The organism is Arthrobacter sp. 05L417, from assembly GCF_056397865.1.
This window is the reverse complement of sequence record NZ_JBFTOG010000029.1, coordinates 1-22,650: the sequence shown is the minus strand read 5'-3', so window position 1 is coordinate 22,650 and position 22,650 is coordinate 1. Positions and strand designations below refer to the sequence as shown.

Here is a 22,650-nt window from a genome sequence, read left to right as displayed (position 1 = left end):
TCTAAGGAGCCGCAACATGCCCACTATTGCCAACGCGTATATCGCCAATTCGGCTACGTCCGCACTGCAGCCCGGCATCATTGAACGCCGCGATCCAGGTGAGTTCGACATCAAAATTGCCATCAAGTTCAGCGGCATCTGTCATTCCGACATCCACACTGCGCGAGGCGACTGGGCAAGCGTCAACTTCCCGATCGTTGTAGGACACGAGATCTCGGGAATTGTTGAAGCTGTCGGAGCCAAAGTGACGCGCCATGCCGTGGGCGACCGGGTAGGTGTGGGCTGTTTCGTGGATTCATGCCGGAACTGCGTCAACTGCCTCGCAGGCGAGGAGCAGCACTGCCTGTCGGGATCGACGAGTACCTACAACTCGGTGGGCCGGGACGGCCGGCCCACCGCAGGCGGCTACAGCAACAGCATTGTTGTGGACGAGAATTACGTTCTGCGGATTCCCGAGGGCATTTCACTCGAAACAGCCGCACCACTACTATGCGCCGGGATAACCATGTACTCGCCCCTCCGCAATTGGGGTGCAGGCCCGGGAACGCGGGTGGCCATTGTCGGCATGGGCGGGCTCGGCCACATGGGCGTCAAGATCGCAACAGCGCTCGGGGCGCAGGTGACGGTGCTCAGCCAATCGCTCAGGAAGCAGGAGGACGCGCTCCGTTTCGGGGCGGCGGCCTGCCACGCGACGTCGGATCCCGCCACTTTCGCGCGCCACCAAGGCTATTTCGATCTAATCATCAATACCGTCTCCGCGGACATCGACATCGATCAGTACCTTTCCTTGCTCGCCTTGGACGGCACCCTGGTCATCGTGGGGCTGCCCTCGAAACCCCTAACACAACGGGCCTGGTCACTGGCCAGTTTCAGACGCAATCTGGCCGGTTCAAAGATGGGCGGCATCAGGCAGACGCAGGAAATGCTGGACTTCTGCGCCGCCCATGGGCTCGGCGCCGAGGTGGAGGTGATTCCGGCCGGCAAAATAGCCGAGGCTTTTGACCGAGTCATTGACAGTGCGGTGCGGTACCGCTTTGTCATTGACGCCGCGACGTTCTGATCTTCCGCATTTCGAGTGTTTTGGCGAGTCGGGTAACGCCGAGTTCCGTCCGCTCAGGGGTTTGCGAGGCAAAGCATAGACGCAATGCGTTGCCAAACTGTCCTGTCACGGAAAACGCCGCATGGCGAAGCTGACAATATCGTGGGTCTGCTCCTGCAGCAGTGACGTACTTGAATCGATGATGGAGCCGACAAGGCTTTTGGCGCGGGCCGCCCACGGAAGGCTTGCTGGCTCAACGGATGGTGCTGACACGATGAGTTCCCCTTCCAGGCAAGGGGTCTTTAGCACTGTATGACGAGGCTGCCCATCAGACCTCCCAGTTGAAGGATCCGGGATGGCCGTCATGTCCCGCTGCGGCCACTGCCTCCTGGGCAGGTGTGGACAACGCCATGATGAGCAACTCGTAGTCGTCCTCTATGTGGAAGAGTCGACGGTCACCGATGGCATCGGTCACCCAGATCATTCGGCCATCTTCGGTTCGTTCGTCAATAGTGCCCCTGTGGCACTGCATACCGCGCCGGAGAAGCGTGACGATGTCTCCGCGCTGGAGGGATGTCCACAGAGACACCTGACTGGACGCACGACCGCTTTGTCGCATCTTTATCTGCCTTTCTGGTCCGGCGCGAGATAAGGAACTTTAGCAGTCTATCGTCGATTGTTGACAATTGCTAGACCCGTGGAGCCGGCAGTTTCGACGGAGGCGGGGCATTGTCGACAAGCGCTGCCGGCGCTCTTCGCGACAACGTCCAGGCGGGGCAAAAACTAGGTCGAGGCTTCGATTTCCGCTAATTGTAGAGGGATTTCGGGATCTCCCCGAAGGATGCCAGTGCCGCCTAGTAGCGGGATGGGGCGAGTGGGGAAGTTGCCCGCCCCGGAGTTGTCGACAATCCAAGAGCAAAAAATCGTTGACAATCGACTATTTCGATGGAAATGTGTTCCGCACCACTTCAATGTGTGTTTCGCATCACTTCTTGGACCAACTCCACCGCATCCCCTGACTAAAGGCAGTTTGCATCATGCGAAGAAGCAAAGCAGTCCTCCTCGGCGCAGCAGGCGCCACCCTTGCGCTCACCATCAGCGCATGCTCGTTCTCCGGTGGAAGCGGCAACGGCGCCGCCACCGGAAGCGGGAACGCCATCATCGACATGCAGTTCACACCAAGGGCGAACTTCGCCCTGGAGACCGACGACGCCTTCATCCTCAGCCAGATCGGCTGCCTTGAGACCCTCGTGCGCTACGACGAGGGCACCGGCAAGCTGCAGCCCTCACTCGCCACGGCGTGGAAACAGACGACGCCGACGACGTGGGACTTCACTATCAGGGACGGCGTCACCTTCCAGAACGGCACGAAACTGACGGCGGCGAACGTCGCGGGCGCGCTCTCGCGTGCACTCCACGTCGAGACCCCTGCTCGGTCATTCAAGCCCAGCGTCGTCAGCGACGTCAAAGCACTCGACTCCAGCACCGTGCGCGTGACTTCGCCGAAACCCAACGCCCTGATCCCGTTCAATCTGGCCAGCGTGAACACCGGCATTCTTGCACCGGAGGCATTCAAGGCCAACAGCGTCGACCCGATCGGCGCCTGCACCGGCCCGTTCAAGGCGACGGCCTACACCCCGGGGCAGTCGATGAAGCTCGTCCGCAACGACCAATATTGGGGCGCGAAGCCAGCCCTGGGCAGCGTTGAGGCAAAGTTCGTGCCGGACGGAGCGACGCGGGCTACCCAGGTGAGGACCGGCGAGGCCGACATCGCCCTGGGCATTCCGGCCTCGAGCCTGGCGGACCTCAAAGGCGACAAGAACGTCGTCGTGACCCAGACAGGCGCCCCCAAAACCAACGGGCTGTATCTCAACACATCCAAGGCGCCATTCAATAACCCAGACGTCCGCCGCGCCATCCAGCTCGCCATCGACACCTCGGCAATCGCTTCCCAGGTGTACGACGGCACCGCACAGCCCGCCATCGGTCCCTTCGCTCCGAACGAGCCGTGGTCGCCCAAGGACCGAGCGGCGAAGCAGAACCTGGACCAGGCCAAGGCCCTGCTGAAGTCCGCCGGGGTCGACCCCGGCAAGCTCAGCCTCGAACTGCTCGGCTATACCGAGCACCCCGAGTTCCCCGACCTCGCGACGGTGATCCAGTCCGACCTGGCCAAGATCGGCGTGACCGTAAAGGTGCGGATCGCCGACTACGCTGCCATTGAGCCCAGCCTCCTCTCGGGGAAGTACGACATGGCGCTGCTGTCGCGGAACCACCTCATCGACATCCCCGACCCGCTCGGGTTCCTCTCATCCGATTACACCTGCAAGGGCTCCTTCAACATCAGCCACTACTGCAGCCCGGAGCTGGACAAGCTCATCGCCGACGCCGGCAGCAAACCAGAGGTACAGGACCGGGACGCCATCTACGCCCAGATCGCCCAGAAGCTTCAGGACGACGCGGTCACGGTCTTCCTCGTGCACGAGCAGAGCACCGCTGTGGCGCGCGCCAATGTGAAGAACTTCCACATTGACCCGTTGGCCAGGGACGCCATCACCCCGACGCTCACAGTCGGCGGCTGAACGAAAGGAGAGCAAGGTGATCTTCTTGCTGAGACGCTTCGTCGTCCTCCTCTGCACGCTGGCCTCGGTGTCGTTCCTCGTGTTCCTGATCCCCTACTTGACCCCCGGGGACCCGGCCCGGAAGATCCTCCAGGCCCGGACGGGGGAGCTGAACCTGGACCCCTCGGCGGTGGAGGCCGCCCGAGTCCGCTATGGCCTCGACAAGCCCGTGATCGAGCAGTACTGGAACTGGGTGCAGAATGCCCTCCATGGCGACTTGGGTCTGTCGTACACGAGCCGCACCCAGGTCTCCGGCCTGGTGGGCAGCGCCCTTGCGGTGACGACCTCCCTGGCCGTCGCGGCACTGTTCATCGCCTTGGTGGCGGCCCTTCCCCTCGGGTCACTGGCCGCGATCAGGCGCGGAAAGGCCTCCGACATCGCCATCACGACGGTCACCCAGGGCTTCGTCGCGCTCCCCGAGTACTGGGTGGCCCCGGTGCTTGTCCTGGTGTTCGCCCTCAAGCTCGGGATCCTGCCCTCCGCCGGATGGACCGGACCGGCGTCGATGATCCTCCCCGCTGTGACCCTCTCGCTCCGCCCGCTGAGCTACTTCACCCAGGTGACCCGGGCATCGATGGTGGACGTCCTGGAGTCACCCCACCTCACAGCCGCGCGTAGCCGGGGACTGAGCTTCGCCCAAGCGATGCTCAGGCACGGGCTGCGCAACGGCCTCCTGCCAGTGGTGACGCTGTTCTCCATCTGGCTTGCCGGACTGCTGGGCGGCTCGGTCGTCATCGAGGTCATCTTCGCGGTCCCCGGAATGGGGAGGCTCCTGTACCAGGCCGTGACCGACGGCGACGTCCCGGTCATCCAGGCTGGAATCGTCTGCGTCGTCGCACTCACGGTCCTGATCACCACGCTGACCGATCTGCTCTACGCGCTCATTAACCCGGCTGTGAGGTCCTCGAATGTCTCGCGTTGATAACCCTGCAGTTGATAACCCTGCAGTTGATAACACTGCATCCGGGGCACTGGATGGCGTTCTTGACCCCGCGCCATCGCCTGGCGCCCCGCGCATCCGCGGCTTGCGGCGCCTTCGGGCCTGGCCGTGGAGCCTTCGCGTGGGCCTGTTCGGCGTCCTGGCCGTGGTCCTCGTGCTCCTCGCCACGCCGTGGAGCGCCCCGTTCGACCCCGCACTCCAGGACCTGTCCAATAGGCTGGCGCCGCCCAGCGGCGCCCACTGGCTCGGCACTGACCAGCTCGGGCGCGATGTCATGAGCCGGCTCATGTGGGGCGGCCGGTTCTCAGTCACCATAGCGGCCATCACCCTGACCATCTCCGCCGTGTTCGGCACCCTCTTGGGAATCGTGTGCGCCCGGAGCAAGGGAGCGCTCGACGAATTTGTCATGCGCGTTTCGGACGTCCTGCTGGCCTTCCCCGAGATGATCGTCGCGATGTTCCTGGTGTCGATCCTCGGCGCCGGGTACGGCACGCTGATCCTGGCGCTGGCCGTCGCCGGGTGGACCCCGTTCGCCCGCCTCGCACGCGCCCTGGCGCTGGAGATCAACTCGCGCGACTTCATTGAGGCGGCCGAGAGCCTAGGCTTCTCGCGGACCTTCATCATCCTGCGCCATCTCCTCCCGAACGCGTTCAGCCCTCTCCTGGCCCATGCCTCGGTGCGCTTCGGGCACACGCTCATCACGGTGGGTGCGCTGTCCTTCCTCGGTCTTGGCGTCGCGCCGCCGGACTCCGACTGGGGCTCGATGCTGGCCGATGGGCTGCCCTACATGTCACGCGCCGCGGGGCTGGTCATCTACCCTGGCCTGGCGATTTTCCTCACCGCTCTCGCAGTGACGCTGACGGGCAGGGGCATCAATGTCCGACCGAGGCGACAGGGGCGAGGCTGACATGAATCCGCTTTCAAAAACACGCGAAGGGCAGGAACGACGATGACAGCGAGCTACGGGCGTCAAAATGGAAAATCCGAGGTACCCAAGCGGACCCTCTCGTCAGTGGTCGCCTCCCAAATGCGACGTCGGATCGTCGACGGGACCTACCCGCCGGGCATGCAGCTGAACGAGCAGGAGCTCGCGGCGTACTTTGCGACGAGCCGCGCTCCGGTGCGGGAAGGAATCCAGCGACTCGTCCAGGAGGGGCTGCTGGTGAGCGAGCCGCACCGCGGCGTCTTCGTGCCGCAGCTGACCTACGAGGACCTCGACGACATCTACTTCTCCCGCGCGGCCATCGAGCGGGCATCGATGGTGAGGATCACCGAGCGGGGCCTGGCCGCCGCCGATATCGCGGCCCTGGAACATTCGCTTGGCCAGATGGCAGTCGCTACCCGGCAACAGGAATGGCGGGACGTGGTCGCGGCCGACCTGCGCTTCCACGAACTCATCGTGGGCGCCGCCCGAAGTCCCCGCCTGTCGCGCATGTACGCGTCGCTCTTGGGGGAGTCCCGGCTCGGCCTGAACATGCTCGTCGGCAGCTTCGAGGGGCGGGCCGACTACCTCGAGGAGCACCAGCGGATCTTTGACTACTTGGTCGCAGGAGACCGGACCCGGTTGGTCGAGGAACTCGAGTCTCACCTAGGAACAGCCCTGAACACGCTGCACAGACACTATGCGGAGGCCGCGGAACCCCTGCAAAGCCCGTTCGGCGCCGACGCCGAATTGAGTGTGCCTGCTGCCGGGGGCGCACCGAAAGCTCCAGGAGGAAGCAATGACTGACACCCTTACAATCAGCGGGCTCACGGTCGAGCTCGGCCCGCCCGGCTCGCCGCCGATCCTGGACCGGGTCTCGCTCACGGTAGGCCCGGGCGAGATCGTGGCCCTCGTGGGCGAATCCGGATCCGGGAAGAGCATGACCGCGATGTCATTGATGCGCTTGCTGCCACCCGGGGCGCGCATGCGCGCCGACGCCATCAGTCTGGGGGACATCGACGTGCTCCACGCCAGCGAGCACGAGATGAACCACATCCGGGGCGCCCGGATCAGCATGCTGTTCCAGCAGCCCAAGCGGATGCTCGACCCCACCGCCACCGTGGGCGCCCAGGTCGCCGAACCGCTACGCCTGTGCCTTGGTCTGAGCCGGTCGCAGGCGCACGCCCGAGTCATCGAGCTCCTCGCCGACGTCGGCATCGCCGAGCCGGAGCGGCGCGCGCACTCGTACGCCCACCAGCTTTCCGGCGGCATCGCGCAGCGCGTCATGATCGCCATGGCCCTCGCGGGACAGCCCGACGTCCTGATCGCCGACGAGCCAACGACGGCGCTGGACGTCACCGTGGAGGTCCAGATCCTGCAGCTCATCGCGGCGAAGCGGGCGAAGCTGGGCATGTCGGCGCTCTTCGTCTCCCACGACCTCGGAGTCGTCTCCTCCATCGCGGACCGCATCGCGGTGATGTATGCCGGCCGCATCGTCGAGGAGGGTACGACCCGGGAGATCCTCCATTCCCCGCAGCACCCGTACACCAAGGCACTCGTCAAGTGCGCGATGCTCAAGCCGGAGGCAGACGGGTCCTTGTACACGATCCCGGGCGACGCGAACGCTGCCCGGGCGGTATCGCACGGATGCAGGTTCCGAGCGCGGTGCCTCGTCTGCACGGCCGAGCACCTTGAGCAGAAGTGCGAGAGCGAGGAGCCCGAGCTCGCAGGGTGCGGCAGGGCCGAGCACAGCTCACGTTGCTGGGCGACGATCGAGACGAGGAAGGCGAGATGAGCATGCTCCGCACCGCACCGGTCAAGGACACGGCTCAGCCACTCGCCGTCGACATGGTGGCGCTGGACAACGTGGTCAAGCACTTCCGTCTCGCCCGGAAAAAACTGGTCGGCAGCCCCGAGTCCGTCCGTTCGGTCGACGGGATCAGCCTGCGGGTGCGCGCCGGCGAGGTGCTTGGCCTGGTCGGGGAATCGGGTTCGGGCAAGAGCACCCTGGCACGGGTGATTCTTCGATTGCTCCCACCTGACTCGGGAACCGTGAGCATCGATGGCCAGGACGTCTCCCGAGGGGGCAGGGCCCTTCTCAAAAGCCTTCGAGCCAAGGCACAGCTGGTCTTCCAGGATCCCCACGCCGCGATGGATCCGTGCATGACCATAGGCGTGGGCCTCGCTGCGGTCCTGCGTACCCACGGGATAGGCACGAGGGCCGACCGGCGGGCGCGGGTCGTGGCGGCGCTCGCGGAGGTCGGGCTCGATGCTTCTTACCTGGACCGGTACCCGGGCGGTTGCTCCGGCGGCCAGCTCCAGCGCGTTGTCATCGCGCGTGCGCTCCTCACGAACCCCAAGCTCCTGATCTGCGATGAGCCGACGTCGGCCCTGGACGCGTCCGTCCAGGCCAAGGTGCTCAACCTCCTCGCTCGGCTGCGCAAGGACCACCGGTTGACGATGGTCGTGATCTCCCACGACTTGCGGGTGGTCCAGTACGTCAGCGATCGCGTCGCGGTGATGTACCTCGGCCAGATCGTGGAGACGGCGGACAGGGAGGACCTGTTCCAAGGATCGCTGCACCCCTACACCATCGCACTGCTCTCCGCGGCACTGGCTACCGACGAGAAACATCCGGAGCAGCTAGTGGCGGCCGGGGAGCCTCCATCGCCGATCAACCCACCGGCAGGATGCCGGTTCAACTCCCGGTGCCCGCTCGCCACCGAGCAGTGCCGCACAGAGATGCCGGCGCTGCTCGAAGTCGCCCCTGGCCACGAGGTCAGGTGCCATCGATGGACCGAGTCGCGCGCACTGCTGATCCAGACCCAGGAGCCCACGATGTGACTCACCGTCCCGCCTTCCGCTAGACCCCATCCCCGACAGCCGGCCCCCGAGAGGAACGGCAATAGCCAAATGCGAAGAGTCGGATCGCGACCATCACGATATTCATCCGAGAACGGAGAACTAAGAACATGAGCATTGAAACTGTCATCTTGCATCACGAGCCTCAGGGAACAGGCCTTGCGGCAAAACTGAACTGGCTCCGGGCCGGCATACTCGGTGCCAATGACGGCATCGTCTCAGTTGCCGCGGTCGTCGTCGGCGTCGCAGGCCTTACAACGGAGACTGGTCCCATCCTCGCTGCGGGTATGGCCGCCGTCGTGGGCGGCGCCATTTCGATGGCCCTCGGTGAGTACGTCTCGGTCAGCAGTCAGAGCGACAGCCAGAAGCAACTCATCGAGAAGGAGACCCGGGAGCTGCGTGAGCAGCCGGAGGAGGAATTCGCTGAGCTCGTGGGGATGTACCTGTCGAAGGGGCTGTCCCAGGAGACAGCATCGAGGGTCGCCCGGGAGCTTACGGAGACGGATCCGCTGCGCGCACACCTCGACATCGAACTTGGAATCGACCCTGACGAGATCGTGAGTCCGTGGCATGCCGCCATCGCGTCGGCGGTCTCGTTCCTGCTTGGCTCGATCCTCCCGATACTCTCGATCCTCCTGGCCCCCGCAGCGGTCCGTGTCCCGCTGACATTCGCGACGGTCCTCATCGCCCTCTTCCTTACCGGATGGGTCGGCGCGTGGATCGGCGGCGGCTCCAGGCTCAGGGCCTCGAGCCGCGTCGTCGTGGGAGGCGCCCTCGCACTGGCCGCGACGTTCGCGATCGGAAGCCTCCTGGGCACCACGGGTATTGCCTAAACATCGAACAATCAAGAGGAGCGCGCATGAAGCAGGAAGATCGGGTCGTCGTGGTTGGGTCCGGGATAGCCGGTGCGGCATGCGCCGCGACGCTGCGGGAAGGAGGGTACGACGGCGAAGTCACAGTCGTGCGCGGCGAGGACGCCCTGCCGTATAACCGCACGGCCGTGAACACGAAGATGTTGTCCACGGCAGTCTCCCACCTTGAGTTGACCCTGCCGGAGGCGCGGACACCCGACGTCGAATGGCTCTCGCCGGACGAGGCTGCGGCATTGGACCCCGTGCGCCGGGAGGTGGGGCTTGCCAGCGGCAAGGTGCTTCGATACCGCTCCCTCGTGATAGCCACCGGCTTGCGCGCGCGGTCCTGGCCGCGGAGCGCCTGTTCGATGCCGGACCGAGTGGTGACCCTGCGCACCTCGGAGGACGCAGCACGCATGAGGTCGCTGCTCGGCTGGGCCGGCAATCACCTTCGGCGCTCTGGGCGCGTGATCATCCTGGGTGCAGGGCTGACCGGAGGGGAAACGGCTAGCCTGCTCAGTGGCGCCGGAGCGGAAGTGGACCTGGTCGCGAGGCAGCCGGTACCCATGTCGGACCGGCTCGGCCGCAATGCGGCCGCGTGGCTCCTGGACCGCCACAACGAGCACGTGCACACGCACATGGGGCGCACGGTCACCGGCTGCAGCGTCGGTGAGGACGGGGTCATGGTCCGCCTGGATGACGGACACCGACTGACGGGCGACCTGCTCCTGTTGGCGGTGGGCAGCCTCCCGAACACCGAATGGCTCCAGGGCAGCGGGCTTGACGTGGAGGACGGGGTGGCCGTCGACCCTTCGCTGCGGGCGCTCGGGGCCGAAGGGGTCTACGCGGCGGGGGATGTGGCCAGGGTCGCGACAACTGCGCGAGCCCGACGCACCGAGAACTGGGCCAGCGCTCTCGCCCAAGGCCGGCACGCGGGTCGCTCGGTCCTCCACGACCTCGGCCTGGGCGAGGCGCTCGGGCCGTTCTCGGACCTGCCGGTCTACACAAGCAAGATCTACGGGACAAAGCTGACCATGCTGGGGGAGACCGGCGCCGCCCTGCACCAGACCCCTATCCCCGGGGATACCCCGGTTCCGCTGACGGTGTTCACCGACGAGCGGGAATGCCTCCGGGGGGCCGTCGCAGTTGGCGTCGAGCAGCTGGAGGACTCGCTTGTCGAGGCCATCCGGGACCGGATTCCGCTCAGCAGCCTGCTTACCGCGGCCGCCGTCGGCAAGGTTCACCGCTAGGCTCCGTCGCGCAGCCCGCCTTCAGAAATCCGCAGGCCGGCCTGGGCCACCAGTTCGGCCAGCCATGGGCGATGCCCTCGATGAAAGACCATCCCAGGTGGAAGTCCCTGCACGGTGGGAACCGAATCTGCAATGTCGATGGTTACCCGGCCGCCCGCCATAGGCGCGTTGGTGATATGCAGGTCGCCGTAGGAAGGCGGCAGCTTCGGGTCCATCCAGAACCCGCCGCGGGAAACATGGGTGTCGTATCTCATCAGGCTCGTCACTAGTTGGATGGGTGAAGTCGCTGCCCACGCCTGGGGCGAGCATGCAGTCGGATAGGGCACGGGTTGGCTGTACTGGTCCCGGCTGAATCCGCAAAAAAGCTCCGGAAGGCGGCCTTCCGAGTAGTCAGCGGCTTCAAACAGGGCGGACGCAATCCGTTGAGCCTCTTCGACGAATCCGTAGCGCATCAGGCCGGCGGCAATGACGGCGTTATCGTGCGGCCAGACGGAGCCGTTGTGGTAGCTGGCAGGATTGTAGGCGCCCATGTCGCTGGCCAGGGTTCGCACGCCCCAGCCGCTGAACATCTCAGGGGACATCAACCGTTCGGCGACCAGCGGCGCTTTGTCCTCGTCTACGAGGCCCACCCAAAGGCAGTGCCCCATGTTCGAGGCGCAGGCATCCACTTGCCGTTTGTTGCCGTCCAAAGCTATGGCGTAGTACCCGCGATCGGGCATCCAGAACTGCTCATTGAACCGTGCCTTCAACCGGGCAGCCAGATCGGCGAGTTCGGTCGCCAAAGCTGCGTCTCCGTCGTCGTAGGCAATCCAAGCTCGTGCCATGTACGCGTCATAGACGTAAGCCTGAACTTCGCAGAGCGCGATCGGCGGTTCTGCGAGGGTTCCGTCGGCGAAGTTGATCCCGTCCCAGGAGTCCTTCCAGCCCTGGTTGATCAAACCCCGGTCGTTGAGGCGCTCGTACTCGACGAAGCCGTCGCCGTCCCTGTCTCCGTAGTCCCGGATCCAATCCAAAGCCCTGTCCGCGTGGGGGAGCAGGGCGGCGATGGTGTCCTTGGCAAAGCCCCAACGGCTGACCGAGCCCAAGACCGTCACGAACAGCGGTGTCGCATCGATGCTGCCGTAGTAGATGGACTTGCCTCCCAGGGCCAGGCTGCTGGAGACGTCCAGCCTCACCTCATGCAGGATCTTGCCGGGTTCCTCCTCTGTCACCGGGTCGACCACCGCCCCCTGCCGGTCCGCCAATGTCTGCAGCGTGCCAAGAGCCAAAGATGGATCAACGGACATGGCCATTTCCGAGGCCCAGAGCGAGTCCCGGCCGAACAGCGTCATGAACCATGGAGCACCGGCTGCCACGACGATCCTCTCCGGGTGGGTGGGGTCCTCGATGCGAAGGGCGCCAAGATCGTCGTAGCTTCGCCGCAGCGTCCGTTCGATGGAGTGGTTGCCCATATGGAGAACGGGGATCTTGGCCACCCATTCCTGTCTGCGGCGGTCGCTGCGTGAGAGTTCGCCGACGGCGGGATGAACCACAGTTGCCGCCGGCACCATTCCGTCATGCACTGGCGCGACGGTGAGCACCGTTTTCCATTGGCCACGTGGCGGAATCGTGGTGCGATACGTCAGCGCATCCGGGGCGACATCCGCACCTTCGGACTTGATGACGACGGCCTTGCGGATGTCCTGCCAACTTGCACGGATGGTGAGTTCATGTTCGCCCAGCTCGCGTGATTCGCTCCATTGGCGCTGGATCCGGGCTTCCTTCACCTCGAACACGTCCGCGAAATCGGAACCTACGCTGAACGAGATCGAGCATTCTGCTGGCTCCATGGAGTGGTTGTGCACCGTGACATGCTCCAGGATTCCAACGCCGACTTCACGAATGCGCTCCACGATGAGCGGACTGTCCCCATATCCTTCCGACTGGACAATACGGCCTGCAAAAACGGCCCGGTAAGGCTCCTTGGTCTGGGCTGCCAGGGGCTCCAATGGTTGGCCGTTGATGGTCAGGTACCAACGCGACAGGATGCGGGTGTCCTGGACGAACACCCCGTGCGGTGAATCCGGATGGATGTCCCCGTTGGGCAACGAGATGCAGAACGACGTACCTTCCACGAGGGTTACCGTCCCGGCGCCGAGCGGGCCGGCGGCCGTGTCAGCATTCCATCCAGCCATTGTTGGCTCCTTCAAGAACCCCGTGTCAGGCAGCCCCGGCCTTTCGCCTGGCGCTGACCGTCCCTCCTGCATCCTCACACCGACGCTACTCCTGCGCGCGGATGCGGGCCAGAGAGGTCGGGGCAGGCGCCGCGCCTGACCGGGACATTTTCCATCTCAGCCCTATCGTCGATTGTTGACAATTGCTAAGGTTAAGTTTGTGCTCTTCCGAAGACGGGAGGCACTTTCGAAGGGCGCAGTCCCAGAAGGAGTAACAATGGTCAAGGCCACTGTCATGAGCGATGCAAACACAACGAACCCGGGCGAGCACAGCCCCAAGGCAACGTCCAGCACCCCGGGGCAGACGGAGGTGTCGTTGCGTCTTTGGGCCCGCGAAGGGCTGAAGACGGGCATCTGGGAGGTCACTCCGGGAACGTTCGCGAGCACCCGGCCGGGCTATGACGAGATCTGCCAGATCCTGAGCGGCACAGCGACCATCACGGAAGAAGACGGAAGCAATTTCGAAGTCGGTCCGGGTTCCCTGTTCGTCACGCCTGCAGGGTGGCGGGGTACCTGGGAGATCCACGAGACCCTCCGGAAGATGTGGGTTGTGATTGACCTTCCCGCCTAAGTAGCCGCGGCCTGGTCGAACGGAAAAGCGCCCCCGGGACAGGAGCAACTGTTCCGGGGGCGCCGGCGGGCGGCGCCCCATCCCATCAAATCCTTTGCCAACATGACTTGGTTTCATCGCCATTTGTTCGCTAAATCGTCAACTGTAGACAACAGGATGAACGTCATGAACTATCACCTCACTGCCTCCGCGATCGCCTATACCATCCCTCCGCTTTGGCAAATGCTGTCCCTATTTGGCTACTTCGTCGGCCTGTCCGGGGCCATCGGCACCACAGTGACGTACGCGACGGTGGTACGCCCGGCACTGCGAATACCAGGCAACGAGGGTGGCGATGTCGAGACGCTGCGTCGCCGGACCGCGACCTCGCTGGCGTGGGCCGGGGTCCTGCTGGCCGTCACCGCCTACTTCCAGCTCGCAGCGTTCGTGGCCCAGTCAGGCAATGGCACGCCGTATGGCGATGCCCTGCAACCCGGACTGATATGGGCCTTCATGAGTGCGCCCGCGAAGCCGGGAAACTGGGTTTCGGGGGGCACGCTCTTCCTGGTGCAGAGCCTCATCGTCGTCCTGACCTCCGCCCTGCTGATCGCCCTCTTCAGCCCACACGCACGGCGCCGCTTGGACAGGCTCGCGCTGCCCGCGTTGCCCCTTGCCCTGGCGGCGGCGCTGATCAGGCTCGTACCACCGGCCCCCTTCGCAACCACGGACGCCCTTCTCAACAAGGTCTTCTTGCAAACTCACATTGTCAGCGGCTGCACGTGGCTCGGCGGTCTGGCCTTGCTCGTCGTGCTTGCTGGCACCCGTCGCAGTCTGAGCGAACGCGCCGGCCTGCTGTGGGCGGACATGTGGCGGCGGTTCGGCTTTGTCGCATTGACAAGCGTCGGAGCGGTACTGATCTCCGGCCTGTGGCTGACCTGGCAGCACATCGGCAGCATCCAGCAGCTGTGGACCACGACCAACGGACTGATCCTGCTGGTCAAGATCGTTCTGGTATTTGGAATGATCGCCGCCGGCGCCGTGAACTCGTTCTGGCTGATGCCACGCATCGCCCTGGCCCGTGAGGCCGACCCGGCCGCCTCCCTCGTACACTTGACCCTGCGTCACTTCCCGCAGGTCGTCTGGACCGAGGTCGCCCTCGGTGTAAGCGTACTGACCGCCATCACCTTCTTCAACGGGTCGGCCCGCGCCGAGGCGATGGGCCAAGGTGCCCCGCCCGTTGACCCCAGCCTCATCACAGCAGGCGTTGTCCTCTCCCTCACGCTGGCGGCTTCCCTCTACGCCTCGGCGAAGGCCTCGGATGCCCTGGCCAGACGCCAGGTCACCGCCCATGCGGCTACCGCCACGGCCCGCGGCTAGGACCCGTCAGTCATGTGTCTGCCTGAGTGCGGGGGATGCTGGTCGAACCCCGTGTGATGAGCCGGGTCGCGAGCTCAATCCTTGGCCCGTCCGTGTTTGGGTCGATGCCTTCTCGCTGATTCGTCAAGCGCAGGAGCATGCGAAAGGCGGTGGCTCCCATTTCCTGAATGGGCTGCCTGACCGTCGTCAGTTGCGGTGTCGCCCAAGTCGCTTCTGGCACGTCATCGAATCCGACCACGCTGACGTCCCCGGGGATGTCGAGGCCGAGGTAGCGCACCGCGTCGTAGACGCCGAGGGCCATCATGTCCGATGCCGCGAAGATGGCGGTCGGCCTGTCCTCCCGGCCCAGGATGTCGACGGCGAAATCGCGTGCCTCGTCGCGGTTCCAATCAGCAGCACCGATTAACCGAGGCTCGACGTGCAGGTCCGTGGCCGACAGGGCAGAACGAAAACCGTCGAGGCGCGCCCGACTATAGAGGTGATTCTTCACCCCTCCGATGAGGCCGAAATGCTTGTGCCCCAGGCTTAGAAGGTGCTCCGCCGCAATCCGTCCACCTTCCCAGTTCGCCACGCCCACGCTCGCGGCACTGCGAGGGGCAGGGCTCATCGGGTCGATGAGGACGACCGGTATGCCAGCCGCGTCGAGTGCGCTCAGCTGCGTCGACGTCGGATCGACCAGGACGACGATGGCTCCGGTTGAGGGGCGGCGCAGGAGGCGGCCCACCCAGTCGCGGTCCGGGCGGGCGATGGTGAGGACCACGTCGCAGTCCGCGACCGCCGCGGCTTCTTCGACGCCGGTGAGGATGCTATTTGGCCAGGAACCACCGATGTTGCTCACCACAAGGTCGACAAGGCGAGGCGCGTTCGCGGGCAGCCGGCCCACAGCTTGTGATCGCTTGGTCTTCGCGTAACCCATCTCCTGTGCGATCCGGACCACGCGCTCGCGCGTTGCGAAGGACACGTCTGTTGCTCCGCGGAGAACCTTTGACACTGTCGGTGTGCTGACGCCGGCCGCGGCTGCCACGTCGGCCAAGGTCGGGTTCTTGCCATCCGCCGCTGGACTGTTGTTTTTGCGCAAAAAAATTATCCTTTGATCTCCGAATGGCGATATGTATACTCACTCTGCGCAAAACGATAATCGAAAATTGCGCAACTTTTCAATATTCGATGACCCGGTGTCGGGTCAAGGAGGAAAGTCGATGGAGACTTCACGTCTTACTACATCAAGGCGGGGCTTCTTGGGCCTTGTCGGAGGCGGCGCGGCCGTCGCCGCTCTTGCGGCTTGCTCGACCGGGGGCGGTGGCGGTGGGGCAAGCGCCAGCTTGAAGTTCTGGAACATGCCCTGGGGAACTCCGGCGTTCAACACGCTCGACAGCAAGATCACCCTTGGCTACAAACCGGAGTCGGGGCTTCCTGCGGCGACATATCAGGCGATCCAGTGGGCAAACTTCAACCAGACCTTCTCGTCTGCCCTCGCATCGAAGACCGGGCCGGCCATCTCCTCGGGCGGCGGAACCCAGGCTTTCCAGTTCGCCAAACAAGGCTTCATCGCTCCCGCGGACGGCCTCATCGAGAGCTGGAAATCCAATGGCATCTACGATGACTTCCTCCCCGGAGTCCTCGACACGATGAAGACCGACGCCGGATACGTCGCCGTTCCGTACAACCTTGACATGCGGGTGAATTGGTACAACAAGGAGCTACTCGAAAAGGCGGGCGCGACTCCTCCCACCGACTGGCAGTCCTACCTCGACGCCGCAGCCGCTCTCAAGAAGATCGACGTGTACGGGTTCGCGGCCAACGGCAACGCCAGCGGCGGTAACGCCTTCCAGATGATCGTGGGCCTGATGATCAACAACGGTGGCGGCATCTTCGACGAAGAGCACAAGCCGAACCTGGTGACCGCCGCGAACATCGAAGCTCTCGAGTTCGTGCGCGAGAACATCAGCAAGGGCTACATGGACCCGGCAGCCATCAGCTACACGGCCACGAACGCGAACTCGCAATGGAAGGCCGAGAAGTTCGGCATGGGCTTCGACGTCCCCAACCTCGCGGCAAACGTCGGGGGAGCAGCAGCATCCAAGTTGCTTGTCAGCGATCCGCTCACTGGCGCCAGCGGCAAAAAGGGCGCGCTGTATTTCCCGAACAACATCATGATGTACAAGAACACGCCCAGCCAGAAGGGTTCGGAGGCGTTCATGACCTACTACTACCAGAACATGAAGGCCCTGTGGACCCAGAACACCGGTATCGGCCTTCCGGTTCTGAAATCAATCGCGGCGACCCCGGAATTCCAGTCGGACCCAAACGCAGTCAAGATCGTCAAGATGTGGCAGCCCATCGCCAAGACCTGGGCAGCGCCCGGCGGAACCGCCCTTTTCTCGAACATTTCTTACGTCGACAGCACGCCCGCCATCTCCGACTTCGGCCAGAACGTTCTCTCAGGCAAGGCTCCGAAGGACGCCCTGACCACATTCCAGGCCACGTTGACGTCGCTCATCAAGGACTGATCCATGACATCCACGAGCATCGCCGAGAGCGTCAAACGTGCACGCCGTGGGGTCGGACCGGCCGGGGCGGGACGCAAGCCCGGTCCGGCGCCCGCCGGTCGGGCCAGGAAACGGTTTACACCGCGTACCTGGACTCTCATAGCATTCGCAGCACCATCGCTCATCCTCCTCCTGCTCCTCAACGTCTACCCGCTCGTCTATGCCTTGATTCAAGCACTCCATGACGGCACCCTTCTCGACACCGGGCCCTTCGTCGGATTGAAGAATTTCGGCGACGTCCTCGCCCAGCCCTCGTTCTGGTCGGCGACGTCCTTCACCGTCGTCTTCACGATTGTTGGCGTGTTCGGCTCCTGGCTCGTCGGACTCGCGCTGAGCCTGCTGCTTCGCACCCACATCCCTGCCGGCGGGCTGTTCAAGGTACTGCTTCTCCTGCCGTGGATCGTTCCCACGGTGGTCTCCGCCACGTCGTGGAACTGGCTGGTTGCAACACCCCAGAGCCCGCTTCCGGTGATCGCTGAGCGTCTAGGCTTCGGAAACGTGCTCTTCCTGGCAGACCCGGTGCTTGCGCAGGTGGTCGTCTGCCTCTTCAAAGTGTGGATTTCGTTCCCGTTCATGATGATGATGATGTCCTCGGCTCTCGCCTCAGTCGACACGAACGTCTACGAAGCGGCGAAGGTCGACGGGGCGACAGGGTGGCAGTCGTTCCGGCTGATAACACTCCCGCTGATTGCGCGTACGACGTTTGTGTCGTGGATTCTGATGACGATCTTCTGCGTCAACGACTTCCCGACGATCTTCCTGCTCACCGGCGGGGGTCCGGCACATGCGACGACGTCGCTCGTCCTCCTCGCCTACCTCACCGTCTTCCAGAACTTCCAGACCGGGCCGGGCGTCGCCATCGCGTTCCTGATGACGTTCGTCCTCGTGGTGATCTCGGTTGTTCTTTACCGCCAGATCCGAAAGGTCAACGTCGAATGATAACGACCAGTGCTCCCCAAGAAGACGTCCGGACGGGACCCCAGGACAGGAGCGGGACTCCGGCCGGCCGCCAGACCTCACAGGACATCCGCCAGAGAGGCAAGTGGCCCCGCTTCATCTTGATCCTTCTCATGACCGCCGTCGTGCTGGTCCCGATTGTCGCCGTCTTCGGACTGTCGCTGACACCGTCACTCGGCTCCAACGCAGAAGGTCTCACCTTCGAGAACTTCGGGAACATCTTCACGCAGACGGCCGTCCTGACCTGGCTCGGCAACAGCCTTGTCATCACCGCCTTCACGGTCGTTGTCGCCGTCGCGGTCGCGGCTCCCGCCGGTTACGTTCTGTCCAGGGCCCGCAACCGGCTCGTGTCGGGATATTCGCTCATCCTGTTCGTCGTGCAATCCCTGCCTGTCGTCACGTCGGCGATCCCGCTCTTCATCTTGTTCGCGAACCTTGGGTTGGTCGACAGCCTCTTTGGCGTCGTGATCATCTACGTCGGTGCCACGATGTCGGTCGCCATCTGGATGATGGCCGCCTACTACGACTCCATCCCCATCGCTCTCGAAGAAGCCGCCTGGATAGACGGTGCCTCGATCTTCGGTTCGTTCACCCGCATCGTCCTCCGGAACTCCCTGCCGGGCGTCCTCTCAACCGCGATCTTCTCGTTCCTCCTGGCCTGGAACGACTACCTCATCGCCGTCGTGTTCCTCCGGTCCGACCCGAATTACACCCTTCCGGTCGGTTTGGAATCCTTCTTCCAGCAGAACGCCACCAACTGGGGCCTCGTCATGGCGGTCGCCGTCGTGATGATGCTCCCGCCGATTATCCTGTTCGCGTTTCTCAACAAGCACTTCTCGGTCGGCGGAATCGGCGGGTCGCTTTCCAGCCGCTGAGCGACGCCCGCAAGAACGCATCAACGAACTATGTCGCATGGCGGCAGCAAGGAAAACATGAGTACCCCTGATCCAGGATTCACGACCAAAACCGCACTCGTCGTGCGCGGCGGTTGGGACGGGCACCAACCCGTCGAGGCCACAAACCTCTTCATCCCGTTCCTCGAGGCGCGCGGCTACACGGTCCGCGTGGAGGAATCACCCGCAGTCTATGCTGACAGCTCCTACATGCCCTCGGTCGACCTCATCGTCCAGTCGAACACGATGACCTCGATCGAGAAGGAAGAGTTCGAAGGCCTCCGATCAGCCGTCGAAGCGGGAACGGGACTCGCAGGCTGGCATGGCGGCATCGCCGACTCCTATCGCAACAACTCCGACTATCTGCAGTTGATCGGAGGCCAGTTCGCTGCGCACCCCGGCAAAGCCCCCGAAGAGCTCACCGGCGAGCAGGCTGACAATTATCGCCCTCACACCATCAACTTGACCGAAGCTGCAGCCTCGCACCCCATCACCGAAGGCATCGGCGACTTCGAGCTGACCACTGAGCAGTACTGGGTACTCCACGACGACTACAACGACGTGCTCGCGACCACCACCCAAGCCGTCCGGCCCTGGGATCCGTGGAACCGCGAAATCACCTCACCCGCCATCTGGACTAGGCAGTGGGGCGAGGGCCGCATCTTCGTCTCTACTCCCGGTCACCGTGTCGACATCCTCGAGAACCCGAACGTCAAAACCATCATCGAAAGGGGACTGCTGTGGGCGTCCCGCTAACCGTCGGAGTCATCGGCGTCGGAAAGATCAGCGAACAGTACTTCGAAAGCCTCCCGAAGTTGCCCGGTCTCAAGCTCGTCGCTGTCGCAGACATCAACGAAGAACGAGCGCACGAGGTGGCGGCCGAGCAGGGCATCGAAGCCCTGACAGTCGATGAACTCCTTGCCGACGACCGAATCGACTCGATCATCAACCTGACCATCCCCGCCGCGCACGTCGAAGTCGGGACGCGGGCGCTCCACGCCGGCAAGCACGTCTTTGCCGAGAAGCCCCTCGCGCTGTCCCCGGAAGAAGCCCTCCCCATGCTGGAGCTTGCCGACTCTTTGGGACTTCGAGTCGGGAGTGCCCCCGATACGGTCCTCGGCACGGGCGTCCAAACTGCCCTGCAGCTGCTCAACGCAGGTGCCATCGGCGCACCGGTAGCGGCGCAAGTTCACTGGTCCGCACCCGGACACGAACGCTGGCACCCGTCACCCCTCTTCTACTACCAACCCGGCGGCGGCCCATTATTCGATATGGGTCCCTACTACCTGACCAGCCTTGTCATGTTCTTCGGACCCGTCGTCCGCGTATCGGGAGTAGCCAAAAGGTCCGACCGTGCGCGAACCGTCGAGACCGGCCCCCTGGCCGGCACGCCGATTCCCGTCGAGATCGACACCCATGTCAGCGCGATCCTCGAGCACGCGAACGGGGTGACCACCACGATCACGGTCAGCTTCGAAGTCTGGGCCACGCGGACACCGCTCTTCGAGATCTACGGCACCGATGGCACCATCGCCGTCCCCGACCCGAACCGATTCTCCGACCCCGTCGAACTGATGACCCGGGAAGAACTTGAACGGCGTGAGGCGCCAACCTCCGCTGGTTACGAGGATGCCGGGCGCGGTTACGGCCTCGCAGACATGGCCAGAGCCATCGAGACAGACCGCCCACATCGGGCCTCCGGACGGGTAGCGTTCCACGTCCTCGAGGTCATGGATGCCATCACGCGCGCGAGTCAAGAGCGTCGGGTCATTGAAGTGGACAGCACGGTCGACAGGCCGGACGTCGTGCCCTTTGGTGCGGCACCCGACACCTGGTAGCCGCGCGGATCGCGCATGGCGCCCCGCGCCCTCGGGGTCAGGACCGGCCCTCTTCCGGCTCAACGTCCGGAAATCTAGCTAAATCTACTCATAGACTTTGGAGAATTTCGACCATGGCATCCTCGCCCCGGCTCGTCGTCAACCTGGACATCGCGGGCCCCACCATCAGCCGTCACGTCTACGGCCATTTCGCTGAACACCTTGGCCGTTGCATTTACGGCGGCTTCTGGGTGGGGGAGGACAGCGGTATCCCCAACACCCGGGGCATCCGGAATGACGTCGTGGAAGCCCTGCGCGAACTCCGGATCCCCAATCTGCGCTGGCCGGGCGGCTGCTTCGCCGATGAATACCATTGGCGTGACGGCGTCGGACCCCGTGAGCAGCGCCCGCGCATGGTCAATTCCCACTGGGGCGACGTCGTCGAGGATAACTCCTTCGGTACTCATGAGTTCATGGACCTCTGCGAAATGCTCGGTGCGGACGCCTACGTCAACGGCAATGTGGGTTCCGGCACCGTCCAGGAAATGAGCGAGTGGATCGAATACCTCACCCGCGCCGATGATTCACCCATGGCCGCCCTCCGACGGCAGAACGGCCAGGACGAGCCCTGGAAGGTCCCTTTCTTTGGCATCGGCAACGAGCCCTGGGGGTGCGGCGGCCACTTCCGCGCTGAGGCCTATGCAGATGTGGCCCGGCAGTACAGCACGTTCGTCCGTTCCCACAATGGCAACGAGGTGTACCGGATCGCGGCCGGTGCCAACGCCGATGACGTGGCCTGGACCAAAGCCCTGATGGAGGCTCTCCATGACAAGGGTGGCGTGGACCGCAAGGCGTTCCCATACCAAGGCATTTCCCTGCATTACTACACAATGTCCGGCCACTGGGACGCGAAGGGCTCTGCCACTGAATTCAGCGAGGAGGAGTACTGGAAGACCGTCAAGGCAGCCCAGCATATCGAGACCCTGCTGAGCGCCCACTCCACCATGATGGACGTCTACGACCCGCACAAAGCGGTGGGGCTGGTCCTGGATGAGTGGGGCACTTGGTGGGACGTGGAGCCCGGCACCAACCCCGGCTTCCTGTACCAGCAGAACACCGTCCGCGACGCCCTGGTGGCGGCCATCCATTTCGATTCCTTCCACCGCCACGCGGACCGCCTGGTCATGGCCAACATCGCCCAAACCGTGAATGTCCTGCAGGCCATGCTGCTCACCGATCCGGAGAGCGGCGCCCTGGTCAAGACCCCCACCTTCCACGTCTTCGCCATGAACGCAGGCCACCAGGACGCCGCGGTGCTGCACACGTACGTGGACTCCGGCGCTTCGTATGAGCTGGATGGTGCCCAGCTCCCGACATTTACTGCGTCTGCCAGCACGAAGGACGGCCAGGTGCTCATCTCCGTGGCCAATCTTGGGCTGGAGGATGAGAGCGAGGTGGTCCTGGATCTGCGCGGCGGCCGGCTGGAGCACGTGGAGGCCTTGGTGCTCAGCGGTGACAGCGTCGCAGCGTTCAACGCGCCGGCGCACCCCTACGCCGTCGCTCCCCGTCCTCTGGAGGTGAAGGAACGCGACGGCCAGCTGGTACTCCGCCTGGCGGCCCACTCGTTCTCGACGGTTCGCGGCACACTGGCCGGTCAGATGCCCTGATTGGGCCCCCGTTAGCAGTCCAGCGTCTATGCGATAGCTAATTGGTTTTCTTGCGTCCAGTTTTCCCAGTAGCGTTTCGGCGTCATGCCGTTCAGGGATCCGTGGGGCCGTTCATGATTGTAGATAGCTTTCCATTCCTCGGCCA

General features: G+C 64.0%; 21 protein-coding genes and 1 pseudogene. 17 read left to right on the top strand and 5 right to left on the bottom strand.

Annotated elements, in window-relative coordinates:
* The first annotated feature begins 16 nt into the window (after positions 1-16).
* Positions 17-1,060, top strand: coding sequence for an NAD(P)-dependent alcohol dehydrogenase (locus tag AC1DJW_RS18490; protein WP_284755858.1), 1,044 nt, complete (start codon positions 17-19; stop codon positions 1,058-1,060).
* 120 nt (positions 1,061-1,180) lie between these two features.
* Here AC1DJW_RS18490 and AC1DJW_RS18485 read toward each other — a convergent pair.
* Together AC1DJW_RS18485 and AC1DJW_RS18480 are read right to left on the bottom strand one after the other, a co-directional pair.
* Positions 1,181-1,315: pseudogene (locus tag AC1DJW_RS18485) on the bottom strand (PLP-dependent aminotransferase family protein); the annotation flags it as partial.
* Between the two features lie 52 nt (positions 1,316-1,367).
* The gene (locus tag AC1DJW_RS18480) at positions 1,368-1,523 is read right to left on the bottom strand and encodes a hypothetical protein (protein ID WP_284755859.1); all 156 of its coding nucleotides are present in this window, start codon (positions 1,521-1,523) and stop codon (positions 1,368-1,370) included.
* A 553-nt stretch (positions 1,524-2,076) separates the two neighbouring features.
* Between AC1DJW_RS18480 and AC1DJW_RS18475 the strand changes: the two genes are divergently transcribed.
* From AC1DJW_RS18475 to AC1DJW_RS18440, 8 genes are all read left to right on the top strand, one after another.
* A complete protein-coding gene (locus AC1DJW_RS18475) occupies positions 2,077-3,618 on the top strand; it encodes an ABC transporter substrate-binding protein (RefSeq protein WP_476902114.1) in 1,542 nt (513 codons plus the stop codon).
* A 16-nt stretch (positions 3,619-3,634) separates the two neighbouring features.
* Positions 3,635-4,579 (top strand): ABC transporter permease, encoded by a 945-nt coding sequence (locus AC1DJW_RS18470; RefSeq protein ID WP_476902113.1) that lies wholly within the window; start codon positions 3,635-3,637, stop codon positions 4,577-4,579.
* Positions 4,566-5,504, top strand: a complete 939-nt coding sequence (locus tag AC1DJW_RS18465; RefSeq protein WP_476902112.1) for an ABC transporter permease — start codon at positions 4,566-4,568, stop codon at positions 5,502-5,504. The genes AC1DJW_RS18470 and AC1DJW_RS18465 overlap by 14 nt, the downstream gene beginning before the upstream one ends.
* Before the next feature lie 42 nt (positions 5,505-5,546).
* On the top strand, positions 5,547-6,326 hold the full coding sequence (locus AC1DJW_RS18460) for a GntR family transcriptional regulator (RefSeq protein WP_390280677.1): 780 nt from the start codon (positions 5,547-5,549) through the stop codon (positions 6,324-6,326).
* A complete protein-coding gene (locus tag AC1DJW_RS18455; RefSeq protein WP_476902111.1) occupies positions 6,319-7,314 on the top strand; it encodes an ABC transporter ATP-binding protein in 996 nt (331 codons plus the stop codon). Before AC1DJW_RS18460 ends, AC1DJW_RS18455 begins: the two co-directional genes overlap by 8 nt.
* Positions 7,311-8,363 (top strand): ABC transporter ATP-binding protein, encoded by a 1,053-nt coding sequence (locus AC1DJW_RS18450; RefSeq protein WP_390280681.1) that lies wholly within the window; start codon positions 7,311-7,313, stop codon positions 8,361-8,363. The genes AC1DJW_RS18455 and AC1DJW_RS18450 overlap by 4 nt, the downstream gene beginning before the upstream one ends.
* A gap of 128 nt (positions 8,364-8,491) precedes the next feature.
* Positions 8,492-9,214, top strand: coding sequence for a VIT1/CCC1 transporter family protein (locus AC1DJW_RS18445; protein WP_390280683.1), 723 nt, complete (start codon positions 8,492-8,494; stop codon positions 9,212-9,214).
* 26 nt (positions 9,215-9,240) lie between these two features.
* The gene (locus AC1DJW_RS18440) at positions 9,241-10,482 is read left to right on the top strand and encodes an NAD(P)/FAD-dependent oxidoreductase (RefSeq protein ID WP_390280685.1); all 1,242 of its coding nucleotides are present in this window, start codon (positions 9,241-9,243) and stop codon (positions 10,480-10,482) included.
* Here AC1DJW_RS18440 and AC1DJW_RS18435 read toward each other — a convergent pair.
* Positions 10,479-12,656, bottom strand: coding sequence for an amylo-alpha-1,6-glucosidase (locus AC1DJW_RS18435; RefSeq protein ID WP_476902110.1), 2,178 nt, complete (start codon positions 12,654-12,656; stop codon positions 10,479-10,481). The two genes, AC1DJW_RS18440 and AC1DJW_RS18435, sit on opposite strands and share 4 nt — an antisense overlap.
* A 256-nt stretch (positions 12,657-12,912) precedes the next feature.
* Here AC1DJW_RS18435 and AC1DJW_RS18430 point away from each other — a divergent pair, with 256 nt between their 5' ends.
* Positions 12,913-13,266, top strand: coding sequence for a cupin domain-containing protein (locus tag AC1DJW_RS18430; protein ID WP_459341330.1), 354 nt, complete (start codon positions 12,913-12,915; stop codon positions 13,264-13,266).
* Between the two features lie 165 nt (positions 13,267-13,431).
* Positions 13,432-14,622, top strand: a complete 1,191-nt coding sequence (locus AC1DJW_RS18425) for a CopD family protein (protein WP_476902109.1) — start codon at positions 13,432-13,434, stop codon at positions 14,620-14,622.
* A gap of 10 nt (positions 14,623-14,632) precedes the next feature.
* Here the strand turns inward: AC1DJW_RS18425 and AC1DJW_RS18420 are convergent, their stop codons facing one another.
* Entirely contained in the window at positions 14,633-15,700 is a 1,068-nt protein-coding gene (locus tag AC1DJW_RS18420; protein ID WP_390280693.1) for a LacI family DNA-binding transcriptional regulator, read from the bottom strand.
* A gap of 121 nt (positions 15,701-15,821) precedes the next feature.
* Between AC1DJW_RS18420 and AC1DJW_RS18415 the strand changes: the two genes are divergently transcribed.
* From AC1DJW_RS18415 to AC1DJW_RS18390, 6 genes are all read left to right on the top strand, one after another.
* Positions 15,822-17,132 (top strand): ABC transporter substrate-binding protein, encoded by a 1,311-nt coding sequence (locus tag AC1DJW_RS18415; protein ID WP_459341328.1) that lies wholly within the window; start codon positions 15,822-15,824, stop codon positions 17,130-17,132.
* A gap of 3 nt (positions 17,133-17,135) precedes the next feature.
* On the top strand, positions 17,136-18,110 hold the full coding sequence (locus AC1DJW_RS18410; protein WP_332602298.1) for a carbohydrate ABC transporter permease: 975 nt from the start codon (positions 17,136-17,138) through the stop codon (positions 18,108-18,110).
* The gene (locus AC1DJW_RS18405; RefSeq protein WP_476902108.1) at positions 18,107-19,003 is read left to right on the top strand and encodes a carbohydrate ABC transporter permease; all 897 of its coding nucleotides are present in this window, start codon (positions 18,107-18,109) and stop codon (positions 19,001-19,003) included. The genes AC1DJW_RS18410 and AC1DJW_RS18405 overlap by 4 nt, the downstream gene beginning before the upstream one ends.
* A 57-nt stretch (positions 19,004-19,060) precedes the next feature.
* Positions 19,061-19,777, top strand: a complete 717-nt coding sequence (locus AC1DJW_RS18400) for a ThuA domain-containing protein (RefSeq protein ID WP_476902107.1) — start codon at positions 19,061-19,063, stop codon at positions 19,775-19,777.
* Entirely contained in the window at positions 19,762-20,859 is a 1,098-nt protein-coding gene (locus AC1DJW_RS18395) for a Gfo/Idh/MocA family protein (RefSeq protein ID WP_476902106.1), read from the top strand. Before AC1DJW_RS18400 ends, AC1DJW_RS18395 begins: the two co-directional genes overlap by 16 nt.
* A 113-nt stretch (positions 20,860-20,972) precedes the next feature.
* Positions 20,973-22,505 carry an alpha-N-arabinofuranosidase gene (locus AC1DJW_RS18390; RefSeq protein ID WP_476902105.1) on the top strand — a complete coding sequence of 511 codons (1,533 nt, stop codon included), beginning with the start codon at positions 20,973-20,975 and terminating at the stop codon, positions 22,503-22,505.
* A gap of 26 nt (positions 22,506-22,531) precedes the next feature.
* Here the strand turns inward: AC1DJW_RS18390 and AC1DJW_RS18385 are convergent.
* Positions 22,532-22,650 (bottom strand): integrase core domain-containing protein (locus tag AC1DJW_RS18385; protein WP_476902135.1); only part of this gene is annotated, 119 nt, incomplete at its 5' end.